This window comes from Streptomyces sp. XM4193, assembly GCF_023072595.1.
Classification (GTDB): domain Bacteria; phylum Actinomycetota; class Actinomycetes; order Streptomycetales; family Streptomycetaceae; genus Streptomyces.
On the sequence record NZ_JALLGK010000001.1, the window covers coordinates 494,600 to 519,485 of the forward strand.

Annotated in this window: 23 protein-coding genes and 2 pseudogenes; 9 read left to right on the plus strand and 16 right to left on the minus strand. The window is 72.2% G+C overall.

The genetic code is table 11. The features are described from left to right. Positions 1-85 precede the first annotated feature (85 nt). From trmB to MTQ01_RS02040, 3 genes are all read left to right on the plus strand, one after another. Positions 86-817 (plus strand): tRNA (guanosine(46)-N7)-methyltransferase TrmB, encoded by a 732-nt coding sequence (gene trmB / locus MTQ01_RS02030; protein ID WP_247487652.1) that lies wholly within the window; start codon positions 86-88, stop codon positions 815-817. Positions 818-913: 96 nt separating this feature from the next. Next, positions 914-2,791 (plus strand): PrsW family glutamic-type intramembrane protease, encoded by a 1,878-nt coding sequence (locus MTQ01_RS24795; RefSeq protein ID WP_308294345.1) that lies wholly within the window; start codon positions 914-916, stop codon positions 2,789-2,791. Beyond that, positions 2,784-3,590 carry a hypothetical protein gene (locus tag MTQ01_RS02040; RefSeq protein WP_247486553.1) on the plus strand — a complete coding sequence of 269 codons (807 nt, stop codon included), beginning with the start codon at positions 2,784-2,786 and terminating at the stop codon, positions 3,588-3,590. The genes MTQ01_RS24795 and MTQ01_RS02040 overlap by 8 nt, the downstream gene beginning before the upstream one ends. Before the next feature lie 49 nt (positions 3,591-3,639). On the opposite strand, the gene MTQ01_RS02045 is transcribed toward MTQ01_RS02040, so the two are convergent. The 4 genes from MTQ01_RS02045 to MTQ01_RS02060 form a co-directional block, all read right to left on the minus strand. Continuing rightward, positions 3,640-4,233, minus strand: coding sequence for an SdpI family protein (locus MTQ01_RS02045; protein WP_247486554.1), 594 nt, complete (start codon positions 4,231-4,233; stop codon positions 3,640-3,642). A 92-nt stretch (positions 4,234-4,325) separates the two neighbouring features. Further along, positions 4,326-5,495: a sporulation-delaying protein SdpB family protein gene (locus tag MTQ01_RS02050; protein WP_247486555.1), complete on the minus strand. Its 1,170-nt coding sequence runs from the start codon at positions 5,493-5,495 to the stop codon at positions 4,326-4,328. Continuing rightward, on the minus strand, positions 5,492-6,106 hold the full coding sequence (locus tag MTQ01_RS02055; protein WP_247486556.1) for an SdpA family antimicrobial peptide system protein: 615 nt from the start codon (positions 6,104-6,106) through the stop codon (positions 5,492-5,494). The genes MTQ01_RS02050 and MTQ01_RS02055 overlap by 4 nt, the downstream gene beginning before the upstream one ends. Position 6,107: 1 nt before the next feature. After that, positions 6,108-6,830, minus strand: a complete 723-nt coding sequence (locus tag MTQ01_RS02060; protein WP_247486557.1) for a hypothetical protein — start codon at positions 6,828-6,830, stop codon at positions 6,108-6,110. 384 nt (positions 6,831-7,214) lie between these two features. Here MTQ01_RS02060 and MTQ01_RS25070 point away from each other — a divergent pair, with 384 nt between their 5' ends. Further along, positions 7,215-7,856, plus strand: a complete 642-nt coding sequence (locus tag MTQ01_RS25070; protein WP_247486558.1) for a helix-turn-helix transcriptional regulator — start codon at positions 7,215-7,217, stop codon at positions 7,854-7,856. Positions 7,857-8,024: 168 nt separating this feature from the next. Here MTQ01_RS25070 and MTQ01_RS02070 read toward each other — a convergent pair whose 3' ends face one another. Next, positions 8,025-8,336, minus strand: a complete 312-nt coding sequence (locus MTQ01_RS02070) for a hypothetical protein (RefSeq protein WP_247486559.1) — start codon at positions 8,334-8,336, stop codon at positions 8,025-8,027. A 34-nt stretch (positions 8,337-8,370) separates the two neighbouring features. Beyond that, positions 8,371-8,682 carry a hypothetical protein gene (locus MTQ01_RS02075; protein WP_247486560.1) on the minus strand — a complete coding sequence of 104 codons (312 nt, stop codon included), beginning with the start codon at positions 8,680-8,682 and terminating at the stop codon, positions 8,371-8,373. A 657-nt stretch (positions 8,683-9,339) separates the two neighbouring features. Between MTQ01_RS02075 and MTQ01_RS02080 the strand changes: the two genes are divergently transcribed. The 3 genes from MTQ01_RS02080 (at position 9,340) to MTQ01_RS02090 (ending at position 12,588) form a co-directional block, all read left to right on the plus strand. Next, entirely contained in the window at positions 9,340-10,629 is a 1,290-nt protein-coding gene (locus MTQ01_RS02080; protein ID WP_247486561.1) for an MFS transporter, read from the plus strand. 348 nt (positions 10,630-10,977) lie between these two features. Then, on the plus strand, positions 10,978-11,805 hold the full coding sequence (locus MTQ01_RS02085; protein WP_247486562.1) for an SGNH/GDSL hydrolase family protein: 828 nt from the start codon (positions 10,978-10,980) through the stop codon (positions 11,803-11,805). A 378-nt stretch (positions 11,806-12,183) separates the two neighbouring features. Beyond that, positions 12,184-12,588: a VOC family protein gene (locus tag MTQ01_RS02090; RefSeq protein WP_247486563.1), complete on the plus strand. Its 405-nt coding sequence runs from the start codon at positions 12,184-12,186 to the stop codon at positions 12,586-12,588. Between the two features lie 141 nt (positions 12,589-12,729). Here MTQ01_RS02090 and MTQ01_RS02095 read toward each other — a convergent pair whose 3' ends face one another. The 3 genes from MTQ01_RS02095 to MTQ01_RS02105 all read right to left on the minus strand — a co-directional run bounded on the left by MTQ01_RS02095 (position 12,730) and on the right by MTQ01_RS02105 (position 15,381). Continuing rightward, positions 12,730-13,521, minus strand: a complete 792-nt coding sequence (locus MTQ01_RS02095; RefSeq protein WP_247486564.1) for a hypothetical protein — start codon at positions 13,519-13,521, stop codon at positions 12,730-12,732. Positions 13,522-13,891: 370 nt separating this feature from the next. Further along, a complete protein-coding gene (locus MTQ01_RS02100) occupies positions 13,892-14,296 on the minus strand; it encodes a YkvA family protein (protein ID WP_308294346.1) in 405 nt (134 codons plus the stop codon). A gap of 278 nt (positions 14,297-14,574) precedes the next feature. Then, positions 14,575-15,381: a thioesterase family protein gene (locus MTQ01_RS02105; protein WP_247486565.1), complete on the minus strand. Its 807-nt coding sequence runs from the start codon at positions 15,379-15,381 to the stop codon at positions 14,575-14,577. Between the two features lie 941 nt (positions 15,382-16,322). On the opposite strand from MTQ01_RS02105, the gene MTQ01_RS02110 reads away from it, so the two are divergent. After that, positions 16,323-17,144, plus strand: coding sequence for a serine protease (locus tag MTQ01_RS02110; RefSeq protein WP_247486566.1), 822 nt, complete (start codon positions 16,323-16,325; stop codon positions 17,142-17,144). Positions 17,145-17,505: 361 nt separating this feature from the next. On the opposite strand, the pseudogene MTQ01_RS02115 reads toward MTQ01_RS02110, so the two are convergent. From MTQ01_RS02115 to MTQ01_RS02140, 7 genes and pseudogenes are all read right to left on the minus strand, one after another. Beyond that, a pseudogene (locus tag MTQ01_RS02115) lies at positions 17,506-17,706 on the minus strand (histidinol phosphatase); the annotation flags it as partial. Between the two features lie 22 nt (positions 17,707-17,728). Further along, entirely contained in the window at positions 17,729-18,019 is a 291-nt protein-coding gene (locus MTQ01_RS25210) for a hypothetical protein (protein ID WP_374207630.1), read from the minus strand. A 513-nt stretch (positions 18,020-18,532) separates the two neighbouring features. Further along, positions 18,533-19,021 (minus strand): annotated as a pseudogene (locus MTQ01_RS25215) (serine/threonine-protein kinase); the annotation flags it as partial. Between the two features lie 573 nt (positions 19,022-19,594). Continuing rightward, a complete protein-coding gene (locus MTQ01_RS02125) occupies positions 19,595-20,365 on the minus strand; it encodes a hypothetical protein (protein ID WP_247486568.1) in 771 nt (256 codons plus the stop codon). Positions 20,366-20,516: 151 nt separating this feature from the next. Then, positions 20,517-21,284, minus strand: a complete 768-nt coding sequence (locus MTQ01_RS02130; RefSeq protein WP_247486569.1) for a hypothetical protein — start codon at positions 21,282-21,284, stop codon at positions 20,517-20,519. Further along, positions 21,268-21,846, minus strand: a complete 579-nt coding sequence (locus tag MTQ01_RS02135; RefSeq protein ID WP_247486570.1) for a sigma-70 family RNA polymerase sigma factor — start codon at positions 21,844-21,846, stop codon at positions 21,268-21,270. Before MTQ01_RS02135 ends, MTQ01_RS02130 begins: the two co-directional genes overlap by 17 nt. Further along, a complete protein-coding gene (locus tag MTQ01_RS02140) occupies positions 21,843-22,112 on the minus strand; it encodes a hypothetical protein (protein WP_247486571.1) in 270 nt (89 codons plus the stop codon). The genes MTQ01_RS02135 and MTQ01_RS02140 overlap by 4 nt, the downstream gene beginning before the upstream one ends. 521 nt (positions 22,113-22,633) lie before the next feature. On the opposite strand from MTQ01_RS02140, the gene MTQ01_RS02145 reads away from it, so the two are divergent. Then, on the plus strand, positions 22,634-24,871 hold the full coding sequence (locus MTQ01_RS02145) for a glycosyl hydrolase (RefSeq protein ID WP_247487657.1): 2,238 nt from the start codon (positions 22,634-22,636) through the stop codon (positions 24,869-24,871). Positions 24,872-24,886 lie beyond the last annotated feature (15 nt).

Below are 24,886 nucleotides of genomic sequence, written 5' to 3' on the forward strand. Positions count from 1 at the left end.
GCCGGCACAGACGCACGTCCACGGCACACCGCCCGAGCGCGGCCCGTAGAATCCGGTGACTGTGTCCGAGAACTCCGCTTCCCCGATGTTCGAGCCCGGTGCCGGGCCCGCCGCCAACCCCGCCGCCGGACGGCTGCGTCCGATCCGTACCTTCGAGCCGCGCCGCAGCCGGGTGACCAAGGCCCAGGGAGAGGCGCTGCTGCGGCTCTGGCCGACCTGGGGCTTCGACATCGACGGCTCGCGGGTGCTCGACCTCGACGAGCTCTTCGCCACCCTCCCCGCCGGCTCCCCGGTCGTGCTGGAGATCGGATTCGGGATGGGCGAGGCCACCGTGCAGATGGCCGCCGCCGACCGGGAGACCGGGCTGCTCGCCGTGGACGTGCACACCCCCGGGCAGGGCAACCTGCTGCGGCTCGCCGACCTCCAGGGCCTGACCAACGTACGGGTGGCCAACGGGGACGCGCTGATCCTGCTGCGCGAGATGCTGCCGGAGCGCAGCCTGTCCGGGCTGCGGATCTACTTCCCCGACCCCTGGCCCAAGAAGCGGCACAACAAGCGCCGGCTGGTACAGACCCCGTTCCTCGACCTCGCCGCCACCCGGCTCGCGCCCGGCGCCGTACTGCACTGCGCGACCGACTGGGAGCCGTACGCCGAGCAGATGCTCGAAGTGCTGAGCGCACACCCCGACTTCGAGAACACCCAGGAGGACGGCGGTTTCGCGGACCGTCCCGAGCACCGTCCGCAGACCCGCTTCGAGGGGCAGGGCATCCGGAAGGGCCACACGGTGCACGACCTGCTCTTCCGCCGCCGCCCGTAGCGCCCGGCCGCGGTGGCGTACCGACGCGGCGAGCCCGCCGAAGCGCGGGCGGAGACCCTGGTGCCGTGAACGGCGCGTTCCTTTAGGGTCGATCACGTGCGCGACGACTCAGCACTGCCGGGGGAGCGCTCCTCCACGTCCTCCGCAGCGCCCGGTTTCCCGCACGCCGCTGCGGCCGACGCCGCGGCGCCGACACCACTGCCCGCGCACGCTCCGGCCGGTCCGCCCGACGGCCCGCCCGACGAGCCGCCGGACTCCTCCGCACCGGACCGGGCCGCGGGCCGCGGTCGCTGGACGGCCTGGTGGTACAACCGCCGGGTGCGCGCCGCGGCGATCGGCGGCGCGCTCGCCGTGTGCGGGCTGGCGATCCTGCTCATCGTGCGCGCCGAGACCGGCACCGAGGGCTTCCTGATCGGGCTGCTGCTCGCCGTGGTCCCGGTGCCGCTGCTGATCACCGGGTTCCGCTGGCTGGACCGGGTCGAGCCGACTCCCTGGCGGAGCCTGGCCTTTGCCTTCGCCTGGGGCGCCTGCACGGCCACCCTGGTCGCGGTGGTGGCGAACACCTTCGCCACCGAGTGGCTGACCAACACCGTCATCACCAGCCCCGACACCGACGCGGACTTCGTCGGGGCTGTGTTCGTCGCCCCGATCACCGAGGAGCTGGCCAAGGTCGCGGCCATACTGCTGCTCTTCCTGCACCGCCCGCGCCAGTTCACCGGCCTGCTGTCGGGAATCGTCGTCGCCGGGGTCGTCGCCACCGGCTTCGCCTTCACCGAGAACATCCTCTACATCGGCAGCGCCTACGGAGAGGACCAGGAGTACGGCGTCGACACCGTCTCCGCGACGGCGACCACCTTCTTCGTGCGCATCCTGATGTCGCCGTTCGCCCACCCGCTCTTCACCATCATGGCCGGGCTCGGCTTCGGTCTCGCCGCCACCCGCGCCGCCGACCGCCGACTGCCGCGCGTGCTCTACCCGTTGCTCGGACTGCTCGGCGCGATCGGCCTGCACGCGCTGTGGAACGGCACCGCCTCGCTGAACGGTTTCCTCTTCCTGACCGCGTACGCCCTGCTGATGGCTCCGCTCTGCGGCGGGCTGATCTGGCTCTCCGTGCGACAGCGCAACAAGCTGCTGCGCACGGTGCGTTCGGTGCTGCCGCACTACGCGGCCCAGGGCTGGCTCACCCCGCAGGAGGCGTACGGGCTCGGTTCGATGAGCACGCGCTGGGCGGCCCGTGACGTGGCCCGCCGCGAACGCGGCAGCGCCGCGGCGAGAATCGTCGAGGAGTACCAGAACACCGCGACGGCGCTGGCGCTGCTTCGTTCGCGTGCGGCGCTGATCGCGGTCGAGGAGTTCACCGAGCGCGAGGCCGCGCTGCTCGAACGGCTGCTGGAGCAGCGGCCGTTGGGCAGCCCGTACACGACCAGGGCCTCCCAGCCGCGCCCGCTCTACTACGCGCCCCACCCGGGCCCCGGCGCCTGGCCGCCGCCCCAGCCCCACCCCCGCCCGTACGGCCCGCAGTACGGCTCGTCGTACCCGCCGCCGTACGGCCCGCAGTACGCGCCGCCGAACAGTCCCGGCACGCACCCGCCGGGTCCGTCGGGTCCGCCGGGTCCGCAGGGTTCGTGGGGTCCGCAGGGTCCGCCGGGTCCGCAGGGTCCGGTCGGCCCGTCCGGTTCGTGGGGGCAGGCGCCTCACGTCGCCGACGGGTGGCAGTCGCCGCCTCCGCACGCCGGTCCGCCTCCGTACGCGGGTCCGCCTCCGTACGCGGGTCCGCCTCCGCACGCGGGTCCGCCTCCGTACGTCGGTCCGCCTCCCCACGTCGGTCCGCCTCCGCACCCTCCGCAGCGACCGCCGCACGCGCCGCAGGGGCCTCCGCCCCGGCCGTACGCGCCGCCCCCGCCGGACCAGTCCCCGCCGGTCCGGCCGCAGGGGTCCCCGCCGCCGTACCCGAAGGAGCGTCCCGGTGAGTGAACGAGCCGTCGCCGAGGGGCGGTTGACGCCTCCCGGAACCGTGCACGTACGCGACTTCGGTCCCGTGCCGCTGCTGGAGCCGCTCTGCTATCCCGGCCGGCCGGTGACCTCCCCGACGCTGCTCGACGGGGAGCTGCTGCACCGGCTGGACCCCTCGTACCCGGTGGCGGCCGGGCGGGTGCCGGTGCTGGCCGTGGGTTCCAACGGTTCGCCGGCGCAGCTGAGTCACAAGCTCGCTCGTGCCTCCGGGGTCTCCCGCACGGTTCCGATGGAACCGGTCCTGGCGCAGGGGCTGGCGGTCGGGCTCTCCGGCCACGTGAGCCGGGTCGGTTATGTGGCTGCCTCGCCCTTCCTCGAACCGGGGGTCCGCGGTTCGCTGCTGCTCACCTGGCTGGACCCGGACCAGCTCGCGCTCGTGGACTCCACCGAAGTGCCCAACTACCGGCGGGTGTTCCTGCCCTTCGGGGCGGTGCCCGTCGCCCGGCCCGACGGCAGCCGCCCGGCTCCGGAGGGGGCGTACCTCTACGTCAACGCCCGCGGCCTGCTCGGCCGGCCCGACGGCAGCCTGCGTCCGACGACCGACCAACACGCCCTGCTCACCCAGCTGTTGACGGAATCCGCGGCACTGCGCGGGCTGTGCGGCAGCGATCCGACTCCGCGCGGCTGGCTCCGACGCGCGTCCGAGACACCGGAGTTCGCGAACGGTGCCACCCAACTCCTGGAACGCGAGGGCCTGTTGGTGGAGCGGCCGGACTTCGACCGCTTCACCCCCGACCCGCCGCACCGAGACCCCGCCTGAGCGCCCGCCCGAGACCGCGCCGGAACGCACCGTGCCGGAACTCCGGCGCTCAGTCCGCGGATCGGCGGGCCCGGAGGTACTGGGGGGCGAAGACGGCCGCTTCGACCGCCAGGCCGATCGCGCACCACAGAGCGACGGCACCCGGGGTGCTCTCCGTGGTGATGCCGGCGAGGGTGAGTGCGACGACGGTGGTCACCACCGTCGATAGCCAGTAGCCGAGCACCGCGCGGTGCCGTACGCCGGGGTGCGGGCCGTCGCCCGGTCCGAGCGCTCGATGGCCGAGCAGCGAACCGACGCCCAGCAGCACGAGCATGGTGCACACCGCCGTGATGGTGATGGCGCTGTGCTGGGACTCGGTGGAGACGAAGAACGCGGAGACGCCCGCACCCGTGGTGAGCAGCCCTCCCGCCACCAGCCAGGGAGCCGCGACTCGGTGCACGGTCTCCCAGTTCTCGTCGCTCGCCATGGAGCGCCGGGTGCGCAGGCCGAGGAAGGCGTTCTTGCCGAGCAGTCCGCGCTGCGGCAGCAGCCCGGTGCCGATGACGAGCAGTCCGCCGACGCCGAGGGCGAGCGCCATCAACAGCGCGGTGCCGCCCGTCATCTCGTCGGAGGCCGCGAGAGTGACTGCGGAGTGGCCGTGCATATGTGTACCTCTTCGTTGGTCTCTGCCGGGTCGGTGAGTGTGTCGACGGAGCGCCAGGTGCCAGGTGCCAGGCGCCCGGTGCTCCGTGGCCGTCAGCCGGGGCGGCCGGTGTGCGTGGTGAGGGGCTCGTACCCGCTTGAGGTCCCGGAAACGTCCGCGCCGGACGGTCGGACGCCGGCGCTCGGCACGGGCCCACCGTCCTCCGCAGCGATCCGCGCGTCCGCGCCCGTACCCGCGCTCGTGCCCGCGTCCGTACCCGCGCTGGTGCCCGTGCCCGTGCCCGCGTCCGCGTCCGCGTCCGCGTCCGCGTCCGCGCTCGTGCCGGGGCGGGCGGTGGGGGTGTCCTCCGGGCGCACCAGGTAGAGGAGCAGCAGCGCCCCCATGATCAGGGAGAAGGCGGGCAGCCCGAGCAGTACGGCGATGGAGGCGTGCAGCGCCAGTCCGCAGACCAGCCCGACGCGGCGCGGGAACCTGCCTGCCGCCAGGCACCAGGCGAGCGCGAACTCGACGACCAGCGTGCCCCAGGTGGCGCCCGCGACCGCCCAGCCCTGGGCGAACAGCCGGCTCACCGGCCCGTCGAGGGCCCCGGGCACGCCGAACGAACCGCTGGTCGCCCAGTACCAGACCGTGGTTCCGTCACGCCATTCGTCGCCGCCGAGCTTGGAGACGCTCGCCTGGAGATAGATGACGCACGCCTGTGCCCAGATCAGCCGGAGTGCCAGATGGGCCGTGATCGCCCCGACCGCGTGGGCCGCCGCCGACCGGGCGGGTGCGGTCGAACGATCCCAGTGCAGCCGGCGCGGGTCGGTGAGACAGATGGGCACGAGCAGCAGCGTCGTGATCGCGGCGACCTGGTCCCCGCCCTCCATCACGTTGCTGGTGGCGAAGACGCTGAAGGAGATCCACCAGTGCGGAATCGCCGTCCAGCGCGGTCTCCAACCGGAGGCGACGACCAGCAGCACCGCGACGGCCAGCCATCGCGCCCACTCCATCCGGTCCGCGGGAGCGAGGCAGAACAGGCCGATGTCCCCGTTGAACCCGCCGCACAGCCGGCCGCTGGTGCGCTCCGGCCCCACGTACATCAGATGCTCGGGCGGAGTGAACAGGAGGGTGGCGGCGGTGGAGAGCGCCAGGAGCGTACGGGCCAGGCCGGTGACCCGGTTGTGGACGGAGTGGCGGAGCATGGAGCGAATCCGGTCGTCCCGCCAGGCGTGCCACCGCGTACGGACCGCGCGGGCCCGGTCGACGGCCGTACCGGTCATTCCTTCTTGTCGCTGCGCGCGATCTTCTCGCATGACACGTCCAGGATCTGGTATTCGGCGGGGATGGCGGAGACGTCGGAGGCCCAGGCCCAGGGCACCGGTTCCTGGCGGGTGAGCGCGACCGTGCCGCAGAACCTGGGGTTCTCGGCGCTGATCCTTGCCCGGGCGCCGGGCTCGGGACGGGGCTCCTGCTGCTCCAGGCAGTCCGCCGGCTCGGCCTCACGGCACTCGCGCCAGTCACCGTCGGCGGCCTTGTTCAGCGCGCCGATCTCGTAGTCCTCGGTGCGGGTGGACCGGTCCAGCCCGAACCAGGTGTCGGCACGGGTGTACGGCCGGTACGAGAGCCGTTCCCAACTGCCGTCCCGGTGGCCGAAGACGGCGTTCTCGTGCTCGCGCGGAGTCCGGGTGAAGAACGACCACCCCTGGGCGGTCAGATGCCGGACGGGGTCCGCCTTCATCCGGGTGTCCGTGGAGACGACCGCGGTGGACGGCAGGTGCAGCATCGTCAGGGCCAGCACCAGCGTGCCGCACACCGCACCGCCGTAGGTGAAGGTGCGTCGCGCCGCCGCGGTGACTTCCGGAACCCGCTCAGGGGTGGCGTCCTCACTCATCTCAGGCGGCCAGTGCCTTGCTGAGTTCCTTCACGCCCTGTTCCACCTCGAGATCCGAAGTGGTGTTCGGCGCCTGGCTGGCCCACAGACCCGTCTTCCAGACGATGGCCTGGGTGGCGACGGCGACCGTGGTGACTCCCACCGAGTTCTGCGCGGCGGCGACGGACAGCGCGACCGCGGCGACGACGCACACCGGACCGACGCCGCAGCGCGGGCTGATGTCGTCGCCGACCGGTTCGACGTCGCCGGACTGCACCGCGGTGCGCATGTGCCGGGAGCCGGTCTCCACGGCCTTCCGCACTGTGATGACGTCGCCGCTGGTCAGATCCGCGGCGACCTTGTCGAGCGCCTTCGGGTCCGTCTTCCTCGCGTGCGCGACGGTCGCTCTGGCTGCGCTGGAGTACTCGGCCTTCGTCACCCCCTCCGGGGTGAGTTTCAGCCCGAGCTCATCGGCCACCGGGCCCTCGGCGAAGAAGACACCGAGCAGCAGTTCCTCGGCCCGCTTGTTCGAGACCGGGCTCTCCCCCTCCCCGTGCTTGTTGCCGACCTCGTCGTCCGGGCGTTCCTTGCCCCGGTCGCCGCCGTCGCCCTTGCCGCTCGACGCGCTGTCGCTGCTCGATCCGCCCTTCGCGTCGTCGGAACCGCTGTCCGACGAACAGGCGCCGAGCGCTGTGACGGCCATGGCGGTCACAGCCGCGACGGCCGCCATACGGAAGTTCCGCATCTTCCCCGTTTCCTCTCCTCGCACGACGGTGCGGCCCCTCCTGTGTCCGGGACGGGCGTGCGCCTCCCCCGAGGCGACCGCACCCCACCGCCCCGTGGCCCGGGACGGCTCGGTCTGACTTGACCTGTGCCCCTCCCGGCGTTCAGCACGGAGGGGGCACCTTCGAAGTCTGGTCCGGGGCGGGCGGACGTCACCATCCCCGAACCGGGGGGCCCGAGCCGGGCCATTGACCGGATACCGGGCGAACCGGCCCGTGTAACAGAGCTGTTGACCGCGCCCCGGAACTGTCGGCGCGGTCGCCGGAGTCTGTGTGGGGCGTACAGGCAATCGTGATCGGGTGCCGGCCCCTGCGGTGAGCAGTGTCGGCGCCAGGGGGGAATCAACGTGAGCTGTGAGAGTGAACACCCGTCCTCCGCCGACGAGTTGCACACGGCGCTGACCCGCGCGGGCGTCGGGGCGGAGCCCGCGCCGCAGTTGGGGGAGGCGGTCGTCCGAGTGCCGGGCGTACGCGACGGAGACGGCGGCGACGTCGTCGTCGCGTACGAGCCGCACGGCGGCGACCGGGACGCGACGCTTGCGCTCGTGAGTGAACTGCGGGGCACCGCACCGGTGTTGGTGGTGAGCGAGCAGGAATGCCCGCTCTCGCTCCTCACCGGTGGCGCCGCCGGCGCGGTCCGGGCGGGGGAGGCCGCGGCTCATCTGCGCTGGGCGGTCGGCTTCGCGGCTGCGGGCGAGACCGCGCTCTCGCCGTACTACGCGGCGAGCGTGGCGGACAGATGGCTGCGACCGGTGCGGGGTGAGCAGGCACGTCAACGGACGCTCCGGTTACAGGCGTTGACGTGTCGCGAACGCGAGGTGCTGGAGCTCGCGGCGGACGGCATGCCCAACCGGGATGTCGCCCGTCGGCTCCACATCTGCGACGACACCGTGAAGGACCATCTGCGCGCCGTCTACCGCAAGATGGGCGTGCGCAACCGCTTGCAGGCCGCGCGCTGTCTCTGGGAGTCGAGGGCGGCGACCGTCTGACCGGACGCGCCCCGCCCGCGTACGACCGGTGGGCCGCGAACAGCGGAGTTGTTCGCGGCCCACCGGATGCGTGACACCGGGGCCGAGGACCGGGCGCGCGCCGATCCCGAGCACGCCGCGATCGTGCCCTGCCGGGCGGCATGCAACAGCGGTGTCAGGGCCGGGGGTTCAGCAGAACCAGCCGTTCTGGACCCAGCCGCGGCGGTTGATGTCGCCGTAGGCGAAGCCGTAGACCCAGTTGCCGCCGGGCTCCTCGACGCGGAAGGTCTGGCCCTTCCTGAGCGTTCCGATCCAGGCGCCGTGGGGTGCGGTGGCCCGGACCGCCAGGTCCTCGGCGCAGACCGTCTTGCGTTCGGCGGTCGCACCCACCGAAAGTCCTTCGGGTGCAGTGGCCGCCGTCGCCGGAGTGGTCAGGAGGGTGACTCCCATTACCAGCGAGGACGCAAGCGCACCGGTGGCGAGCAACGCATTTCGCTTCATCGGTCATCCTTCCGTTTCGGAGATTCTTCCGGGGTCACCAGGAACCGAAACCGCCGAGGCATTCGACACGGACAAATCCCCAGTCATTGGGGCCGAAGTCGAATATCGCCGCCCAGCCGTTGTACACCGGGTGTGCGCCCCGTGTGTGGCCCACCTTGTTTCCCTTGCCGAGAGTGCGCTTGAGGCCGACCGGCCCGTTCGCACTGTCGTAGTTGGTGTACATGCTGGCGCTTTCGCAGGTGATGACCGCGTGGTCCGGGACCGTGGGGTCGGCCTGTGCGGTGGGCGCGCTGAGTGCCACCGCCCCCAGGGCCAGCGCACAGGTGGTGACGATCGCCCTCTTCACGAATACGACCTCCAGGAACAGGTGATGCTGGTGAATGTCGGTGAATGGTGCAACGGATTCATCGCGTTTCCGGGAGGCGTCGAAAGTTCTTGTCCGCCGGGGGAAGCTGACGGTTTCCGGTTGCTTCGCCCGGTCGGATCAGTCCTTGTTGCGCCGATTCGCGCGAGACGGAACTCCCGCCGAAGCGGCACTACTACAGCAGGTTTCCGGGCCGGCCGGAAGGGCGCCGATGTGAAGCCTTTTATCGGGCCCATGAAACCGAGTTGTCGGGCCGGTGAAACCGAGGCGGGTTTCCTTTTTGCCCCTCATCCGCGGGCGGCGTGCCTTCCCCGCCCGCAGGTACCGGAACGGCCCTGAGACCCGCTGCGTCCGACGTCCGATCTCCAGATGGCCCATGGCAGACGTCTCACCGAGGTGGAAACCGGTGACAGACTTCTGGGCGGAGCCCAACCGCGAGGCGGTGGTGTCGCGCTCTCGGCCGTCTCCCCGCACGACAGCACGCTGGTCAGCGGCCTCGGCGGGGCCGGAACGCCGCGCCTGACTCGGGGAGTTGGCCCGAGCCCCGTGCGTACGGTGCCGGCCGGCGACGGCGGGCCCACGGTACTCCTGACCTGCGTGAGCCTCGCGTCGGTCTGACAGAAGAGGGTTTGTCTCAGCGTGACCACTGCATCGAGCCCCGTGAGCCCGGGCCGGCAGGTGGAGCCGGAGCGTCAGAGACCCCCACGGGGCCTGACCCTTCCGTTCTACTGCTACGCGGTCTTCTCCAACTCCCTGTTCCAGCGGGGTGTCTTCGTCCTCTACCTGTTCCACCTGGGCTTCTCGGCCGGTCAAGTGGCGCTGCTGCAGGCCCTGTTGTACCTCGTGAGCGCGGTGGCGGAGGTGCCGACAGGGTTCCTCGCCGACAGGATGGGCCGCCGTGCCAGCATCGTGACCGGTCAGCTGATGACCTCGCTGTGCCTGATCGCGGAAGTGACGTTCTCGGGCTACCCGACCTTCGTCGGGATCTTCTTCCTCTACGGCGTCGGCATGGCCTTCGTCTCCGGCACCGATACGGCCCTGCTGTACGACACTCTGCGCCGCCGAGGACTGGAGGACCACTACGTCAGGATCAAGGCCCGGTACGTGACGGCCGGTTCGGTGGCCATGGCGCTTGCCATCGCGCTGGGCGGCTCGTTGCAGGAGGTGTCGTGGCAGCTGGTCTATCTGCCCGCCGCCGGGTGCCTGCTGGTGTCCCTCGTCTTCCTGACCGCCGGGGTGGAGGAGATCCGCGGCAAGGACGTCGCCGACCTCGACGCGGCGGCGGAGGACGATGAGAACAAGCCCTCGGACGGTCCGCAGTCGGGAAAGCGGGAGGTGCTGCGCAGCCTCACTCCCCGACTGGCGTCGTTGGTGCTGGTCTCCGGGCTGATGCACGCCACCATGACGCCGTACTTCATCTTCGTCCAGGAGGGGCTCGACAGCCAGGGCCTCCCCACGTTCCTGATCAGTGTGGTCGTGTCCGTCGCCTTCCTGATCGGCGGGTTCGCGCCGCTGCTGGCCGACCGCGCCGAACAACGCCTGGGGATGAGGGTGTTGGTGCCCGCCACGCTGGTCGTGCTCATGCTGTCGCTGGCGTTGAGCGGGGCCGGGGTGGCGTGGCTGACCGTGGTCGTCTTCCTCGTCGCGGTGGGCGCGCCGGACCTGACGGCCGTCGTCGTCGACGACATGTTCAACCGCAGCGTTCCCTCACGCTTCCGGTCCAGCCTGCTCTCCATCATCACCTTCGTCGAATCGTTGCTGATCGCCTGCGGCTACTTCCTCCTCGGCCGGCTGATCGAGGCGCTCGGGCCCGACACCGGGTTCCTCTTCTATGCCGCGGTTCCCGCAGTGGCGCTGGTCCTCAGCGTTCCTTCTCTCCTGAACGGGCGCTGGGTGAAGGTGCTGCAGGGCACCCACCCGAACTCGTAGACCGGCACCGCCCGCCCGATGCCCGTCCGGCGTCCGGCCGATGCCCGTCCGATGCCCGTCCGATGCCCGTCCGGCGAGCGGTCGCAGTCGGAACGGGTGCGGCGCCGGTGCGGGCGGATTCTCCGCCGGTCCGCGGTGCGCGACGGCGTCCTCCCGGTCGGTGGTGACGCCAACACAAAAGGGGTGTACGGCGGAGAACTGTGCGTGCGGGACACCGGAGCGCGGCATTCCGACGACGAAACGCGAACGGGAGTACGTATTTTTCACCGCTTCCCCTGTGCAACTCCCGTACGCCTGCTATCTCTTGGATGCTCTTCTTCCCAACCCCCCTCAATGAACGGGAACTCGATGCGTTCTCCAAGAAAGATGCTCGTCGCCGCCGCGGCCCTGACAGCCGTCGCCGCGGGGCTTCTGACGGCTCCCGCAGCGGTCGCCGGCGAGCCCGCCCCCGCAGTCGCGGAGAAGTACGTGGCGCTCGGCGACTCCTACGCGACCGCCCCCGGCACCCGTGAGTACGACAACCCGGACGACGAGTGCCGACGCGGTCCGCTGACCTACTCCCGGCTGTACGCGGCCGAGAACCCCTCGATGAACTTCGTCGAGGCCTCCTGCTCCGGCGCCACCGCCACGGAGCTGCTCGCGACGCAGGTGCCGCAGCTGACCGCCGACACCACCAAGGTCTCCGTCCAGGCCGGTGGCAACGACGTCGGCTTCGTCGAGGTGCTCAAGAACTGCATCCTCACGCTCGACGACGCGGACTGCCTGGCGGGCGTCGAGGCGGCCAAGGCCGCAGCCACCAACGCCCTTCCGGCCGCGCTGGACCAGACGTACGCCGGCATCAAGAGCGCCGCGCCCAACGCCAAGGTGGTCGTGGTCGGTTACCCGCGGCTCTACACCATCGGTGGCGACTGCGGCATCCTCGGCCTGAGCGACACCGAGCGCGCCGCGCTCAACAGCGCCGCCGACACCCTGGCGACGGTGATCTCCGGTCGTGCCGAGGCCGCGGGTTTCAGCTACATCGACCCCCGCGCGGCGTTCGACCCGCACACCCTGTGCTCGGGCGGCACCGAGTGGGTCACCAGCCTGGAGTGGGACAAGCTGAACGAGTCCTACCACCCCAACCCGGCCGGTCACCGTGAGGGCTACCTCCCGGCGGTCCGCGCCGCCCTGGGCTGATCACCGGCAGCACCACCGCGGGAGACCGCGCGTACCGTGCACGCCTGGCGTGCGCACTGCTCCGCCGGCGCGGAGCGCAGAAGCACGGGAGCGCTGAAGCGTTGAAGCGCTGAGGTGCTGAACCATCGCAATGAGGCCGTGGGGCCGGCGAGCGACACACGCTCGCCGGCCCCACGCCGCGTACGGGCCGCGCGTACGGAGCGCCGGGCCGCACGAACGGAGCGCCGGGCCGCGCGTACGGAGCGCCCGGGCCGGGGCGGGGCCGAAACTCACCGGCGTCGTGCGCCGACGGCGGTCTAGCATGGTGGGGACATCGCGTGTCGGTCGCCGACCGGGCGAGGCATGGAGGTGTCGGGAGTTGCCCGTTGGAGGCATCCCTTGCCAGTTGAGTTGAACCACACGATCGTTCATTCCCGGGACCGCCGGGAGTCCGCCGAGTTCTTCGTGGAGTTGCTGGGGCTCACCGCCCCGGTCGAGTTCGGCCCGTTCCTCGCGGTGCAGTTGAGCAATCACGTCACGCTGGACTTCGCCACCGTCCCCGAGGCGGACATCACGCCGCAGCACTACGCCTTCCTCGTCTCGGACGCGGAGTTCGAGGCGGCGTACGCGCTGATCGGGGAGCGCGGGATCGAGCACTGGGCCGATCCGCGCAAGCAGCACCCGGGCGAGATCAACCACAACGACGGCGGGCGCGGTGTGTACTTCGCCGATCCGTCCGGTCACTACATGGAGCTGATCACGGTCCCCTACGGAGGTTGGCCGCAGGGCGAACCGCGCCGCTAGCAGTGCGGGCGCACCGGGCGGGAATCCGCACGGTGCGCCCGTCGACGCGGTCGAGCCCGGGGGTGAAGTCCCGTCCCACGGGCGGGACTTCACCCCGCGTCGGCGCCCTGTTCCTGGTCAGGGCGCCGGGCCCGGGCGGGGTCAGCTGCCTCGGTAGATCATCGTGCAGAGAAGCGTCTTGCCCTCGTTGACCTTCCACGCGTAGTAGAGGGTCTGGTCGCCCTGCGCACGTACGCAGTTGTTGGCGTTGGTGCCCGCGTCGGCGCGGTAGACGCCGGTGATGTGCATGACCTGGTTGTACGGCTTCGGCACCGTCTTCGCCTTGCAGTCGACGGCGGTCAGCTGGCCGAGCCGGACGGTGGCGGAGCGCCCGGAACCGTTTTGGGTGCCGAGCAGGCAGTAGTTCTTGTGGTACTGCCGGGTCAGGCAGAGGACCGTGCTGGAGCCGTCGGTGCCGTTGTAGGACCACCACGCCTTGTCGGTGCCGGTCGCACAGCTGCTCGCGCTGCTGGTGACGCGCGAGACGTGCATCAGCGCGTCGGTGCTGGAGCAGTCGACCGCGGCGGGCGGTGTGTCACTGCTCCAGACAACGGAGCCGCTGCCGCCGCGGCCGGTGTCGTACACCGTGAGGCAGCTGCCCGCCTTGACCCGCTGGAAGGCCGAGGCGGACGGGTCGGGCGCGGGACGGTCCGCGCCGCTGCCGGCCGAGCCGCCGGAGCCCGTACTGTCGTCCGCGTCCGCGCCGGGGCTGTCGCCGGAGCCGCCGGAGCCGGGGTCGCGTCCGCGCCGTTCGGATTCGCCGTCCGCGGCGGCTTCGGAGGAGGCGCGGTCGTCGTTCTTGTCCTTGTCGTCGTCGAACCAGCCCGCGACGAAGCCGATTCCCAAGACCGCGAGCAGGGCGAGCACCAGACCGCCGCAGACCATTGCGGCCACGGTGCTGCTGCTGTTGCCGGGCGGACGGTACGGACCCCCGGGCGGCATCGGCGGTCCGGGAGGCCCGGGTGGGCCGGGCGGGCCGAAGTGGCCGACGCCGGGAGGTCCGGGAGGTCCGGGAGGTCCGGGCGGCGGTCCCGGTGGTGGGCCCGGAGGACCGCCGGGAGGGCCGAAGTGGCCGGGTGGTGGTCCGTACGCGTTGCTCATCGGCGTCCCCCGGAAACGACGTTCTCGCGCCTCGATGCGCGTGCTCGGATTGGCGTGAGCATGCTATCGGGAGGGAGTGGGGGCGGCCGACGCCGCAGTCCTGCGGGAAGTCGGTAACGCGGCGGGCGGGCGGAAACCGCAGCCGTCCGGGGCGCCCGAAGAGTCAGGAACGGCGCCCGGAACGCAGCGACTTGGCGGATCCGGAGGCCCCGGTGCCGCCGGAGGACGTCCCGCCGCCCGAGCGCTTGCCCTCGCCGGAACGCTTGCCGTCGCCCGGCTCCCGGCCGCCGGTGAGGCCCGCCGCCTCCGCGGCGCCGTGCAGACTTCGCAGCGCGAGCAGCAGCACCCCGATGTCGTCCAGCAGAATCGGGTCGGGGAGCAGGTCGACCGGGGAGATCACATAGGCGATCGCGCCCCAGAAGGTGAGCTTGTTGCTCAGCGGGATGCCGGCGTCGCTGAGCATCCTGCGCGCGCGCAGAAGCCGTGCGAAGAGCACGATCACGGCGACGACGGTGACCACCACGGCCACGCCGGCGACACCGACGAACGTCCACATCTCGCCGCTCATGCTCTCTCCTCCCCGGTCGGAACCACGGCCTCGCCCGGGCCCGGACGTACGGTACTCGCCGGTCCGCGAGGGCCCCGGCATCCGCCGTCAGCGTACGTCCGCGCCCGGCTCCGTACGGGCGGACGCGGCTCCGGTCACCCGGACCGGCCGGGCGACGGGACGACTGCGCCGCTCCGCGCGGCCGACGCGTACGGTTCGGTTGCCCGCATCCGCGCCGTTCACGCCCGACGAGCCGCCCGACGGACTGTCGGACGAGTGGCCCGACGAGCGGCCGGGGCTCAACTGCCGGGCAGCGGGCGGACGGTGAGGATCTGCGCCGCTGTGCCGACCGGGCCGTGCACATCGTGCAGCACGGTGCTGGTGACGCCGTGGCCGCCGGGCCCGAAGCTGACCGAGGTGTCCAGTCCGGTCCAGCCCCCGCTCGGCTGCCGGTGCAGGTGGACGGTCAGATCGGTGTTCGGGAACATCCACTCTCGGGGCGACTGGCGCACCGCGATGCCGTTCGCGGTGTCCACCAGCGCGAGGTACGACGCCAGTGCGCCGCTCGGTTCGCCCGCCACCAGGTCGAGCGGGGTGCGGATCCAGGCGGCCGACCGGCCCGGCACGGCGCCCGCGCGACGGCGGACCTCGACCGAGCCGATGTATCCGCCCGGCCACAGCTCGTCCATCGGCCAGGACTCGAACTCCTCGGGCGCGCCGAGGCGTTCCACGGAGGTGTCGGCGACCGCGGAGGTGTCGAGCGAGGTCAGCAGCCAGGCGCGGGCCCTGGTCACGGCCCGGCCCCCGATGCTGAGCACGGCTTCGAGCAGCTCGATGGTGCGGCCGGGGCGGACGGTTTCCACGGTGATCTCGCACTCGTCGAGCGCGATGCGGCCGAGGATGTCGTAGCTGATGCGCGCCACCGCGAGGCCGCTGTCCGGGCGGGAGGCGGCGAGGTGCTGCTCGATCGCGTGGGCGATCAGACCGCCCACCGGGCTGAAGTGCTGTTCGTCGTCGGCCCAGGCACCGCCCGCGTGCGCGGTCGGTTTGAACCGCAGCTCACCGACGCGCTCGTAGTAGCTGCCGGGTGCGGTGGTGGGGGTCAACGGGGCACTCTCCTCGTCGAGTTGCGGTTCGGGCGCCTGTCGCGGCGGCGGCTCCGACGGCGGGCGGCGGGCGGCGGGCGGTACGGGTGCCGGGCGGTGCGGGTGCCGGCGCGGATGTGGCGGGTCGTGGGTCGGGTTGCGGTGCGCGGTGCCTCGGCGGCTGTCGCCCGTCCCTCCGGATGGTAGGCGCAGCCGTACCCGGCCGGGGCGCCGTCGTGAGGGACGACACAGCCGGGCGGGAGCGGGGCTGCGGCGCGCGCTGGGACGTCCCGCGCGCCCTCGGGTCCGCGGCGGGGGCGGCCCGCGGCGGGGCGCCTGTCGTCCGCGTTCGTCGTCCGCGTTCGTCGTCCGGGTTCGTCGTCCCGGTTCGTCGTCCGGTGTATGCGCCCGGTCGCCGGGAGTGGCGGGCGGGCACGCAGCGTGGCGTACACCCGGTCGGTCGGCCGCCGGTGGCCGGCGGCGGCGCGGGAGCCGAGCGTGGAGCAATGCAGCCAGACACGCGCTCGCAGGGAGCATCCGGGATACCTCCGCGCGTCCGCCCCGGCATCCTCCGGGGCATACGCGCGCGACTGGGCATCGGGGCACGGTCGGCGAGGACGTCGGCCCGCGGCATGGTCACTGGGCCGGTGCGGATACCGGGAACGGGGGACGCATCCGCCGCCCGGGAGACGGACCAGCTGCGGGGGCCGCAGAGGGCGGGAGGGACGCAGGAGATACGCGGGGCGCACGGGATCTGCGCAGGCCGGTCGGGGGAGACGGGCGGGGCGCCGGAGTCGTGGGAGACGAGCGGGGTGCCGGAGCTGTGGGAGACGGGCGGGGCGCCGGAGCGGCGGGGGACGGGCGGGGAGCGGGGCGGGAACGGGACGGACGGGGAGCGGGGGGTGCGGCGGTCGCGGGGGTTGCGCGGCCCACAGGGTGCCGGTTGGCGGGGGCGGGCGGTGGTGGCGGTTCTCGCGAGCGTCACCGCCATGGGACTGCTGGTGGCGTCCGGACCGCGCGCCGCGCTGGTGGAGACCGCGGAGGCGACCGCGGCGCGGGGACGCACCGCCCACGGCGGCGGCACGGTGGCGACGGTCGGCAAACTGGTCACCGAGCTGGGGGACGGGCAGTACGGCGCCTGCTCCGGCGCGATAGTGGACTCGCCCAGCGGCAGCGTGGTGGCGACCGCGGCCCACTGCGTCACCGCACCGGACAGTCCGCGGGAACCGGTGCGGGCGTGGTTCGCGCCCGAGTACGACCGGGTCGGACCGCAGCAGGCGCTCGACGAGGGCTGGCGGGTGCTGGCGTTCCACACCCCGTCGGGCTGGGACGCCGAACGGACGCTCGCCGAGATACTCCCGCACGACTACGCGTTCGTGACGGTCGAGAAGCGCGACGGCCGCAGCATCAAGGACACCTACGGCGCGAACACACTGGACTTCGAGCCGATCGGCCGGGAGGGCGAGGTGGTGCCGCTGGGCTACCCGGTCAACCCGACCAACGGCCGTGCTCCGCTTGCCAGTTGTGCCGGCGAGGTGGAGGTGTTGACCGAGGCGACCGCGCACACCGCCAACGTCGGCGGCCTGCTGCTCACCGGTTGCGACGAGCTGACCCAGGGCGCGAGCGGCGGTCCCTGGCTGCGCGATCTGGACTCCGAACGGGGAACGGGGCGGCTGGTCGGGGTGATGTCCGTCGGCAGCGGCGACGGCGAGGTGCTGGCCCGGCCGTTCCCCGAGCGTCAGGGCCGGAAGCTGCTGGACCGCGCGGACGCCGCCGCGCGCTGAACGGGCACGGCGTCCCTCGGCCTCGTACGCTCCCACCGGCTCGGCCTCCACCGCGTACGCGCCGACCCCGTACGCGTCGGCCCCGTACGCGCCGACCCCGTACGCGTCGGCCCCGTACGCGCCGACCCCGTACGTGTCGAACCCTGTGCGTGTCGACCGGTCCGAGCCGTGTTCCACAGAGTTGTGTCCACAGGGGCGGCTTGCGCAAGCGCTGAAAGATGTCCACTGCCTGTGGACGGCGAACCGGCCGACGCGCGCCCCGAGTTCGGCCTGCCCGCCACCCGCCACCCGGCCACCCGGCCACCCGCGCGCCCGCGTCATCCGCGTGCCCGGTCCCGGCCGGCTGCGCGGGCGGCGGAGTTCATCGTGTCGGCGGCAGGAAGGTCACCTGTGGTGCGCCGGTCCGCGGGTGGGTGCCGATCTCGCTCTCCACCTCGTACACCTCCGCCAGCAGTTCCGCGGTCAGCACCTCCGCGGGGGTGCCCTGTGCAGCGATCCGGCCCTCGTGCAGCACGTACAGCCGGTCGCAGTAGTACGCGGCCAGGTTGAGGTCGTGCAGCGCCTCGCCGGGCAGTTGGCCGCGGTCAGTCCCGGGCGCCGAGCTCGCGGGCGAGGGACTTGGCCTCCTCGGAGGTGAAGTTGCCGGAGATCTCCACCGCGCCGCCGTCGATGCGCTGGGCGATGGAGGGTGCGCTGACGAGCCGGTCGCCAAGGACGACGGCGAGCTGGTTCTGCGGGGCGGAACGTTCGGCCGCGCGTCCGCTCAACTCGGCGAACCGCTGGGCGTCCTCGTCCCGGAAGGTCATCCGGATCACCCAGCCGCCCACGTTCGAGTCCAACGCCGCCTCGACCTCTTCGAGTTGCGTCACGCTCATCCGGTCCGCGGTGCGGGTGGAGACCTGGTAGCAGGTCCTCGGGTCCGCCAACTGGAAGGTGGGCGGCGGGAGTTCGTCCGCGCACTCGCCCTCGTTGCTCTGTTCCACCAGAGTGAACCGAAGGTCCTGGCGCACCGGCTCCGGCGACTTGTCGCCCCCGCCCCCGTCGTCCCCGGTGAGCAGGCGGACGGCCAAACCGCCGCCGATCAGCGACACCGCCACGGCCGCAGCGGCGATCCAGAGCCCGACCGGGCCCCGGCGCCGCCGTCCGCCGCTGGTGAAACTGTGCGGCGGAGCGGGTGGGAAGGGCGGCAGGTTCCGGGTCGCGGAGTGCGGCGGAGTCCGCTCGGTGGCGGCTTCCGGGTCGATGCGGCGCCGGGCCGCGTCGGCCTCCTCGATCCGGCGTCGGCGGTGCGACTCGATCGCTTCGGACCAGCCGGCCGGCAGCCAGTCGGAGGCGCCGCTGGCCCGGGGGCGTTCGGCGAGCGCGGGCGCGATCAGGGACAGCAGCTCCTGCGTCGTGGGTCGTGCGGCAGGGTCCAGCGACAGGGCGGGGCGGATCAACTCGTCCAACTCTCCGGGCAGGGCGGAGAGTTCGAGATCGCCCTCGGCCGCGCGCACCAGTTGCTCCATCGCGGTGCCGCTGCCCATGTCTCGGTACGGGCTGCGCCCGGTGGCGAGGTGGAAGAGGGTGGCGCCGAGGGAGAAGATGTCCGAGGCGGTGGTGGTGGGCTCACCGCGGGCCTGCTCGGGCGCGGCGAAGGCGATCGTGCCGAGCGCCGCACCGGTTCGGGTGACGTCCGCGGCCTGCGAGATGCCGAAGTCGATCAGCCTCGGGCCGTCGTCGGGCAGCAGTACGTTCGACGGTTTGACGTCCCGGTGGACCAGGCCCGCGGCGTGGATGCTCACCAGCGCCTCCACCATCCCCGCGGCCGTCCACATCAGCCCCGCAGGGGGCAACGGCCCCTGCGCCGCGACCAGTTCGCGCAGGGAGGGGGCCGGTACGTACTCGGTTCGCCATCCAGGGCACCCGTGCCTCGGGGTCCGCGTCCACCACCCCGGCGGTGTACACGCCGCGCACGCGCTGGGCGAGCGCCACCTCGCGGGCGAACCGCCGCCGGTCGTCGGCCGCCACCGTCGCGTCGTCGGCGATCGCGAGGAGGGTCTTCACCGCGACGGTGCGTCCGCCGGGGGAGCGGGCCAGGTACACCCGGCCCATGCCGCCGCTCGCCAACTCCGCCAGCACGACGTACGGTCCGATCCGATCGCCCGGCCGTACCGCCCCCGTGCCTGTCCATTCCGACTGCACCCGGTCGCCCCCGTATTCCGGCTGCGGCGCCCCCGCGCCACAGCTCATGTCAACCGGCGTCATTCTAGGGCTCGTTCCCGCCGGTACACCCGTCCGAAGCAGAACGGCGGACCCGTCGGCCGTTCGGCCAACTCACGGCAACAGGAGGCGAGTTGGTGCGGCCGGCGGTTCTTCCACCCGGCTTGGTGCGGGAGCTCTCCCCGCCGGTCGGCCGCGCTGCCGCCGCGCCCGCCTCGTCAACTCGCCTCCGAGGCGGCGGCGTTGGCTCAGGTGCGGGTGGGGCGATCGTCGGTGGGAACGCGCAGATGCTCCAAGAGGCGCAGAAACTCCGCCAGTTGCGGGTTGTCGGCCTCGCGGCGCACGGTGAGGGTGGCCCAGGACCCGTCGGTGAAACCGAACTCGAAGTGGGAGGCGGTACGGGGATCGCCCGCCGGGGACTTGCGGCGGCGCACCCGTCCGAGGTCGGCGAGCGGCATCGACCAGCCGAGCTCGGTGTACGGGGTCGACTCGTTCTCGGCGTGCACATGGGTCCGGTAGCTGACCCGCAGCCGTTGGTCGGTCAGCTCCAGTCTGCGGTGGAGCCGGCGGCCGTCGGGCCGGGGGTTCAGGGCGCACAGCAGTCCGTGGGCGGCGCTCGCGGACCCGCCGGAGGCGAGCGGGGAGCCGTCGCGCAGCCGGTGGGTCAGCCGCCGCAGCGGATTCAGGACGCCGCGCACCACCGTCCGGTCCAGCAGCGCCGCGGCGGGGCGGCCCAGGAAGAAGATGAACGGGTCCCACAGGAAGCCCAGGAAGCGGCGCAGTGGATCGCGGGGCGTCTTCCGCCCGATCCACGGCTTGCCCTCGGCAGTCGCGTCCTGCGCCGGTGCGTCGCCGAACGGGCGGGGACGGTGGCGGCGTGCCGGCATCCGGATCGAGGACTCGGGGTTCGCGAAGAGCGCGACCCGAAGCCTCTCGTCCGGCAGCGGATCCACCAACGGCCCCCAGTCCGGACCCGGTTCCACCGGTCCGGTCGTCGTCCTCGCGTCTTCGGGCGTCATGCGGCTTCTCTTCCGTCGGTTCGGGGACCGGGAGCGGTCCGCCACTCGCTGCCGACTGGACTTGCCACGCAGGGAGTTGTCCGCCGGCCGGTGGTTCCTCGGTGCGGGACCGGCCGGGCGCCGCGGTCGCGGCAACCCCGTCGTGGGCGGGCTATGCGACGCGGGCGGGGAGGTTCTCCTCCAACTGCTCTATGTGGGCCGCGAAGTCGGCGTGCGGCAGCGGGAGGTCGAACTCCTCCTCGAAGGTGACCGCGTCCGGGACGTAGTCGAGCAGGGCTTTGACCAGTGCGGTGGTGGTGGGGTGGTCGCGGCACAGGGCGCTGAGCACTCGCAGCGTGCCGTCGCAGTCGTTGACCGCTTCGCGGAGCAGATCGGTCGAGGCGGTCTGACGGGCCCAGAAGCGCGCCTCGACCGTCTCGCCCATCGACAGATGGTGCAGGCGGAGGCAGTACGTGGCGATCCAGTCGCCCGCACCGGCCGCGAACTGCCACCAGAACTGCGCGCTGTCGCGGCCCGCGAGGTGCAGTACGCAGCCCAGCACCCGGGCGCCGTCCGGTTCCAGGAGACGCTGGGCGAGGAAACACTGCAACTCGTGCGGTGCGCCGTCCCGTCCGACCACGACCCGGCACAGGGTGCGCAGGCCCTCGGCGGCCTGGGTCCCGCCGCCTCCGGCCAACGCGGCCGAGATGTCCCGGAGTTGGGCGTCGGCGGAGCGCTCGTCCGGCGCGTGCGGGGTGCCGTCCCGGTCGCGGTCGTGGGCCATCAACTCCTCGAAGTCCAGCGTGCCGTTCAGGATCCGGTCGGCCACCCGGGCCGCCACGCGCAGCTCCGCGGTGTCCGTCTCCGTCGGCGAGTACGGCTGGAGGCGCAGCCGGGCGTCGGCGAGCGCGCGCTCCACGCAGTCAGTCCGCGAGATCATCGGTCACACCTTCCTGCTGCAGGGCGCGTGCCAGGTTCTTCTTGGCGTAGCGGGCCGTCGAGCGGACCCCGGCCTCGCTGATGCCGAGGATGTCGGCCGTCTCGGAGACGGAGTGGCCCAGGCAGTAGCGGTGCACGATGACGTCGTGCTGCCGCTCGGGGAGCGAGCGGATGGCCGCGTAGGTGGCGAGGCTGTCCTCCAACTGCCCCAGCGGATCGATCGCCTGATGCAGCGCCACGGTCTCGAAGGCGGCCGTGTCGATGAGCTCCCGGCGGCGTCGGTCGGCGCGCCCGGCGTCGATGGTGCGGTGCTTGACGACCGTCCAGGCGTAGGCGGCCGGCTTCTCGTGGCGGAGCACGAGGGGCCAGTTCTCGGCGAGTTCGACGAAGGCCTGGTCGACGGCCTCCTCGGCGTCGGTCCGGTTGCCCAGCTTGTACTCGGCCCAGCGCACGTAGGCGGGTCGCTGCATCTGGTGGAACGCCCGGAAGTCCACGGGCAGCAGGGCGGGCAGCGTCGCCCGCGAGGTCCGGCCGCCGCTCGCCGGCGACGTCTCCTCGGTCACAGCTCCGCCTCCCGTGCGGTTCGGGTGTGCCACCGGTGGGCGGCCTTCCTGCCAGCGCGTACGAGACCGCCGAGTACGAGACCGTCGCGTACGCGGCCCGCCCGGTGCGGGCGGGCGGTGTCCGACGGGCCGACGTGGGCGGGTTCGGCGGGGCCGAGCCGTACGCCCGCGGCGGGGGCGCGGCGGACCGGGCGGCGTCCGTCGCCGGTGCACACACGCGCGGAGATCACGATCAGCGGTGCGTCGTGAGCGTGGTCGATGTTCACTGGACCGGTGGGCCCCTTCGCTGTCGGCGGGGCGCCCGTGACCGCCCCGGAGGGCTTCGTTGCCCTCGTGCTGAGTACAGCGTGCGCCGGGGCGCGAACGTGCATTCGTGGGCGGGAATATCGTACGAAGCTACAACTACCGTACACCCACGGCCAGTTGACGGCGTATTCGGGCCGGTCGGCGAGGGGCGTACGCGGTGGTGCGGGTTGCCCGCGGCGCGGTTCGGCGGCAATGGCCGGGCGGATATACCCGGTGCCGGTGGGAGTTCGCGAGCCCTGCGCGAAGTATTGACACTGATTTTGCCTGCTTCTAGGTTCAGACCAAGTTGAGAGCTTGAGAGCGCTCTCAAATCCCCCTCCTGAACCCCACGAGCTCTCCACCCCCCCGTCCAACGGACGTTTCCTCTCCCCACAGCCATGAGGTGCGACACGTGAGACCACAACCGCCCGGCACGCCCAGCAGCGACGGACCGGCACGCCAGAGCTCCCGACGGGCCCGCCCCGTGCGCCGCGTCGCGCTGATGGTGACCGCCGCCGCGACGGCCGTCGCGGGCGTCAGCCTCCTCCCGGGCTCGGCGAACGCAGCCGCCGAAGTACCCGTCGGCCAGGGCAGCTACTCCGACACCCGCCCCGAGGGCACCAAGGGACCCGAGGACAGCGCGGGCAACCCGCTCAAGCCGCAGGTCACCGAGCGCGTCGCCGACCAGCCCGTGCCCACCAACGACTGGTGGTCCTCGCTGGTGTTCAAGCGCGACCCCGAAGTGCCGCACTCGCAGCCGATGTACGCGCACCCGGCCACCTACCAGGCGGTCTCCGGCGGTCTGGAGGTCGGCCACCCGACCGAGGCCGCGATCGTCGGCGAGGGCCGCCAGTACGAGTACGCGCACAAGGCCGACCTGACTCTCGGAGTCGCCGGCCTGAACTCGCCCGACACCAAGGCGGACGGCTGGTCGGACTGGACCGTCACCCCGTACTGGGCCGACGACAGCCGCACCTTCCGCGCCACCATCGGCCACGGCAGCCCGTACGTGTACGCGCAGGCCGAGGGCGGGGCGGCGGAGATCGAGACCGCCTCCACCCCCGAGGTGTTCACCGAGGACGGCAACGTGCTCGGCGTGACCATCGGCGGCAACAGCTACGGCCTCTTCGCGCCGAGCGGCACGAACTGGAACGTCTCCGGCAGCACCATCAGCGCCGACCTGGGCGACAAGGACTACTACTCCGTCGCCCTCCTCCCGAACGCCGACGCGCTGGCGGACTTCCGCAAGTACGCCTTCAGCTTCGTCACCGGCTCCGAGGTCGACTGGGACTACGACGCTCCCGGCGGCAAGATGAAGGCCACCTACAAGGTGGAGACCGAAGCCCGCGAGGGCGAGGAGACCGGCACCATCCAGGCGCTCTACCGCCACCAGTGGATGCACGCCGACGACGCGCTCACCGACTACGAGTACGTCTCCCCGCGCGGCACGATGAAGGTGCACGAGGGCGGGTCCTTCAGCACCACGCAGGACGTCACCGGCGTACTGCCGACGATGCCCAAGAGCGACGGCGTGGACAACGCCAAGCTCGTCGAGTACATCAAGGAGGTCGCCGACTCCGACGACCCCTTCAACGGCGCCGAGGACACCTACTGGACCGGCAAGGCCCTCGGAAAGCTGGGCCAGTTGGTCGGCATCGCCGACCAGGCCGGCGAGACCGAGTCGCGCGACAAGATGCTCGCCGCGATGAAGGAGCGGCTGGAGGAGTGGTTCACCGCCGGTGGCGCCTCCGAGTTCTCCTACGACTCGGACTGGAAGACCCTCACCGGCTACCCCGCCTCCTACGGCAGTGACGCCGAGCTGAACGACCACCACTTCCACTACTCGTACTACGTGATGGCCGCGGCCATCGTCGCCCAGTACGACTCCGCGTGGGCCGAGGACTCGGCCTGGGGCGGCATGGTCAAGGAGCTGATCGGCGACGCCGCCAGCCCCAAGCGCGACGACTCCAAGTACCCGTTCCTGCGCGGCTTCGACGTGTACGCGGGCCACAGCTGGGCCGCCGGCCACCAGGGCTTCGCGGCGGGCAACAACCAGGAGTCCTCCTCCGAGTCGATCAACCTGAGCGCGGGCCTGATCCTCTTCGGTTCCGCCACCGGCGACACCGAGCTGCGCGACCTCGGCGTGTACATGCTGACCACCGAGGCCGAGTCGATCCGCCAGTACTGGTTCGACGGCGACCAGGAGGTCTTCCCGGAGAACTACGAGCACGAGACGCTCGGCATGGTCTGGGGCAGCGGCGGCGCGTACAGCACCTGGTGGACCGCCAACCCGGAGGAGATCCACGGCATCAACGTCCTCCCGGTGACCGGCGGTTCGCTGCACCTGGCCGCCAACCCCGACGCGATCAAGCGCAACATCGCCGAGATGGAGCGCGAGAACGGCGGCCCGGCCGAGGAGTGGCGCGACATCCTCTGGAGCTTCCAGGCGCTCGGCGACCCGGCCGCGGCCAAGGAGCTCTACGACGCCGACGGCGGAGCGTACGAGCCCGAGGAGGGCATGTCGCGGGCCCAGACGTACCACTGGATCTACACCCTCGCGGCGACCGGCGCCCCGGACACCTCCGTCACGGCGGACAGCCCGACGGCGGCGGCGTTCAACAAGGACGGCTCCAAGACGTACACCGCGCACAACTACGGTGACTCCGAGTCGACCGTCACCTTCTCGGACGGCAAGAAGCTGACCGTTCCGGCCAACTCCTCGGTCACCGAGGCGGGTTGAGAACCACCGCCGCGC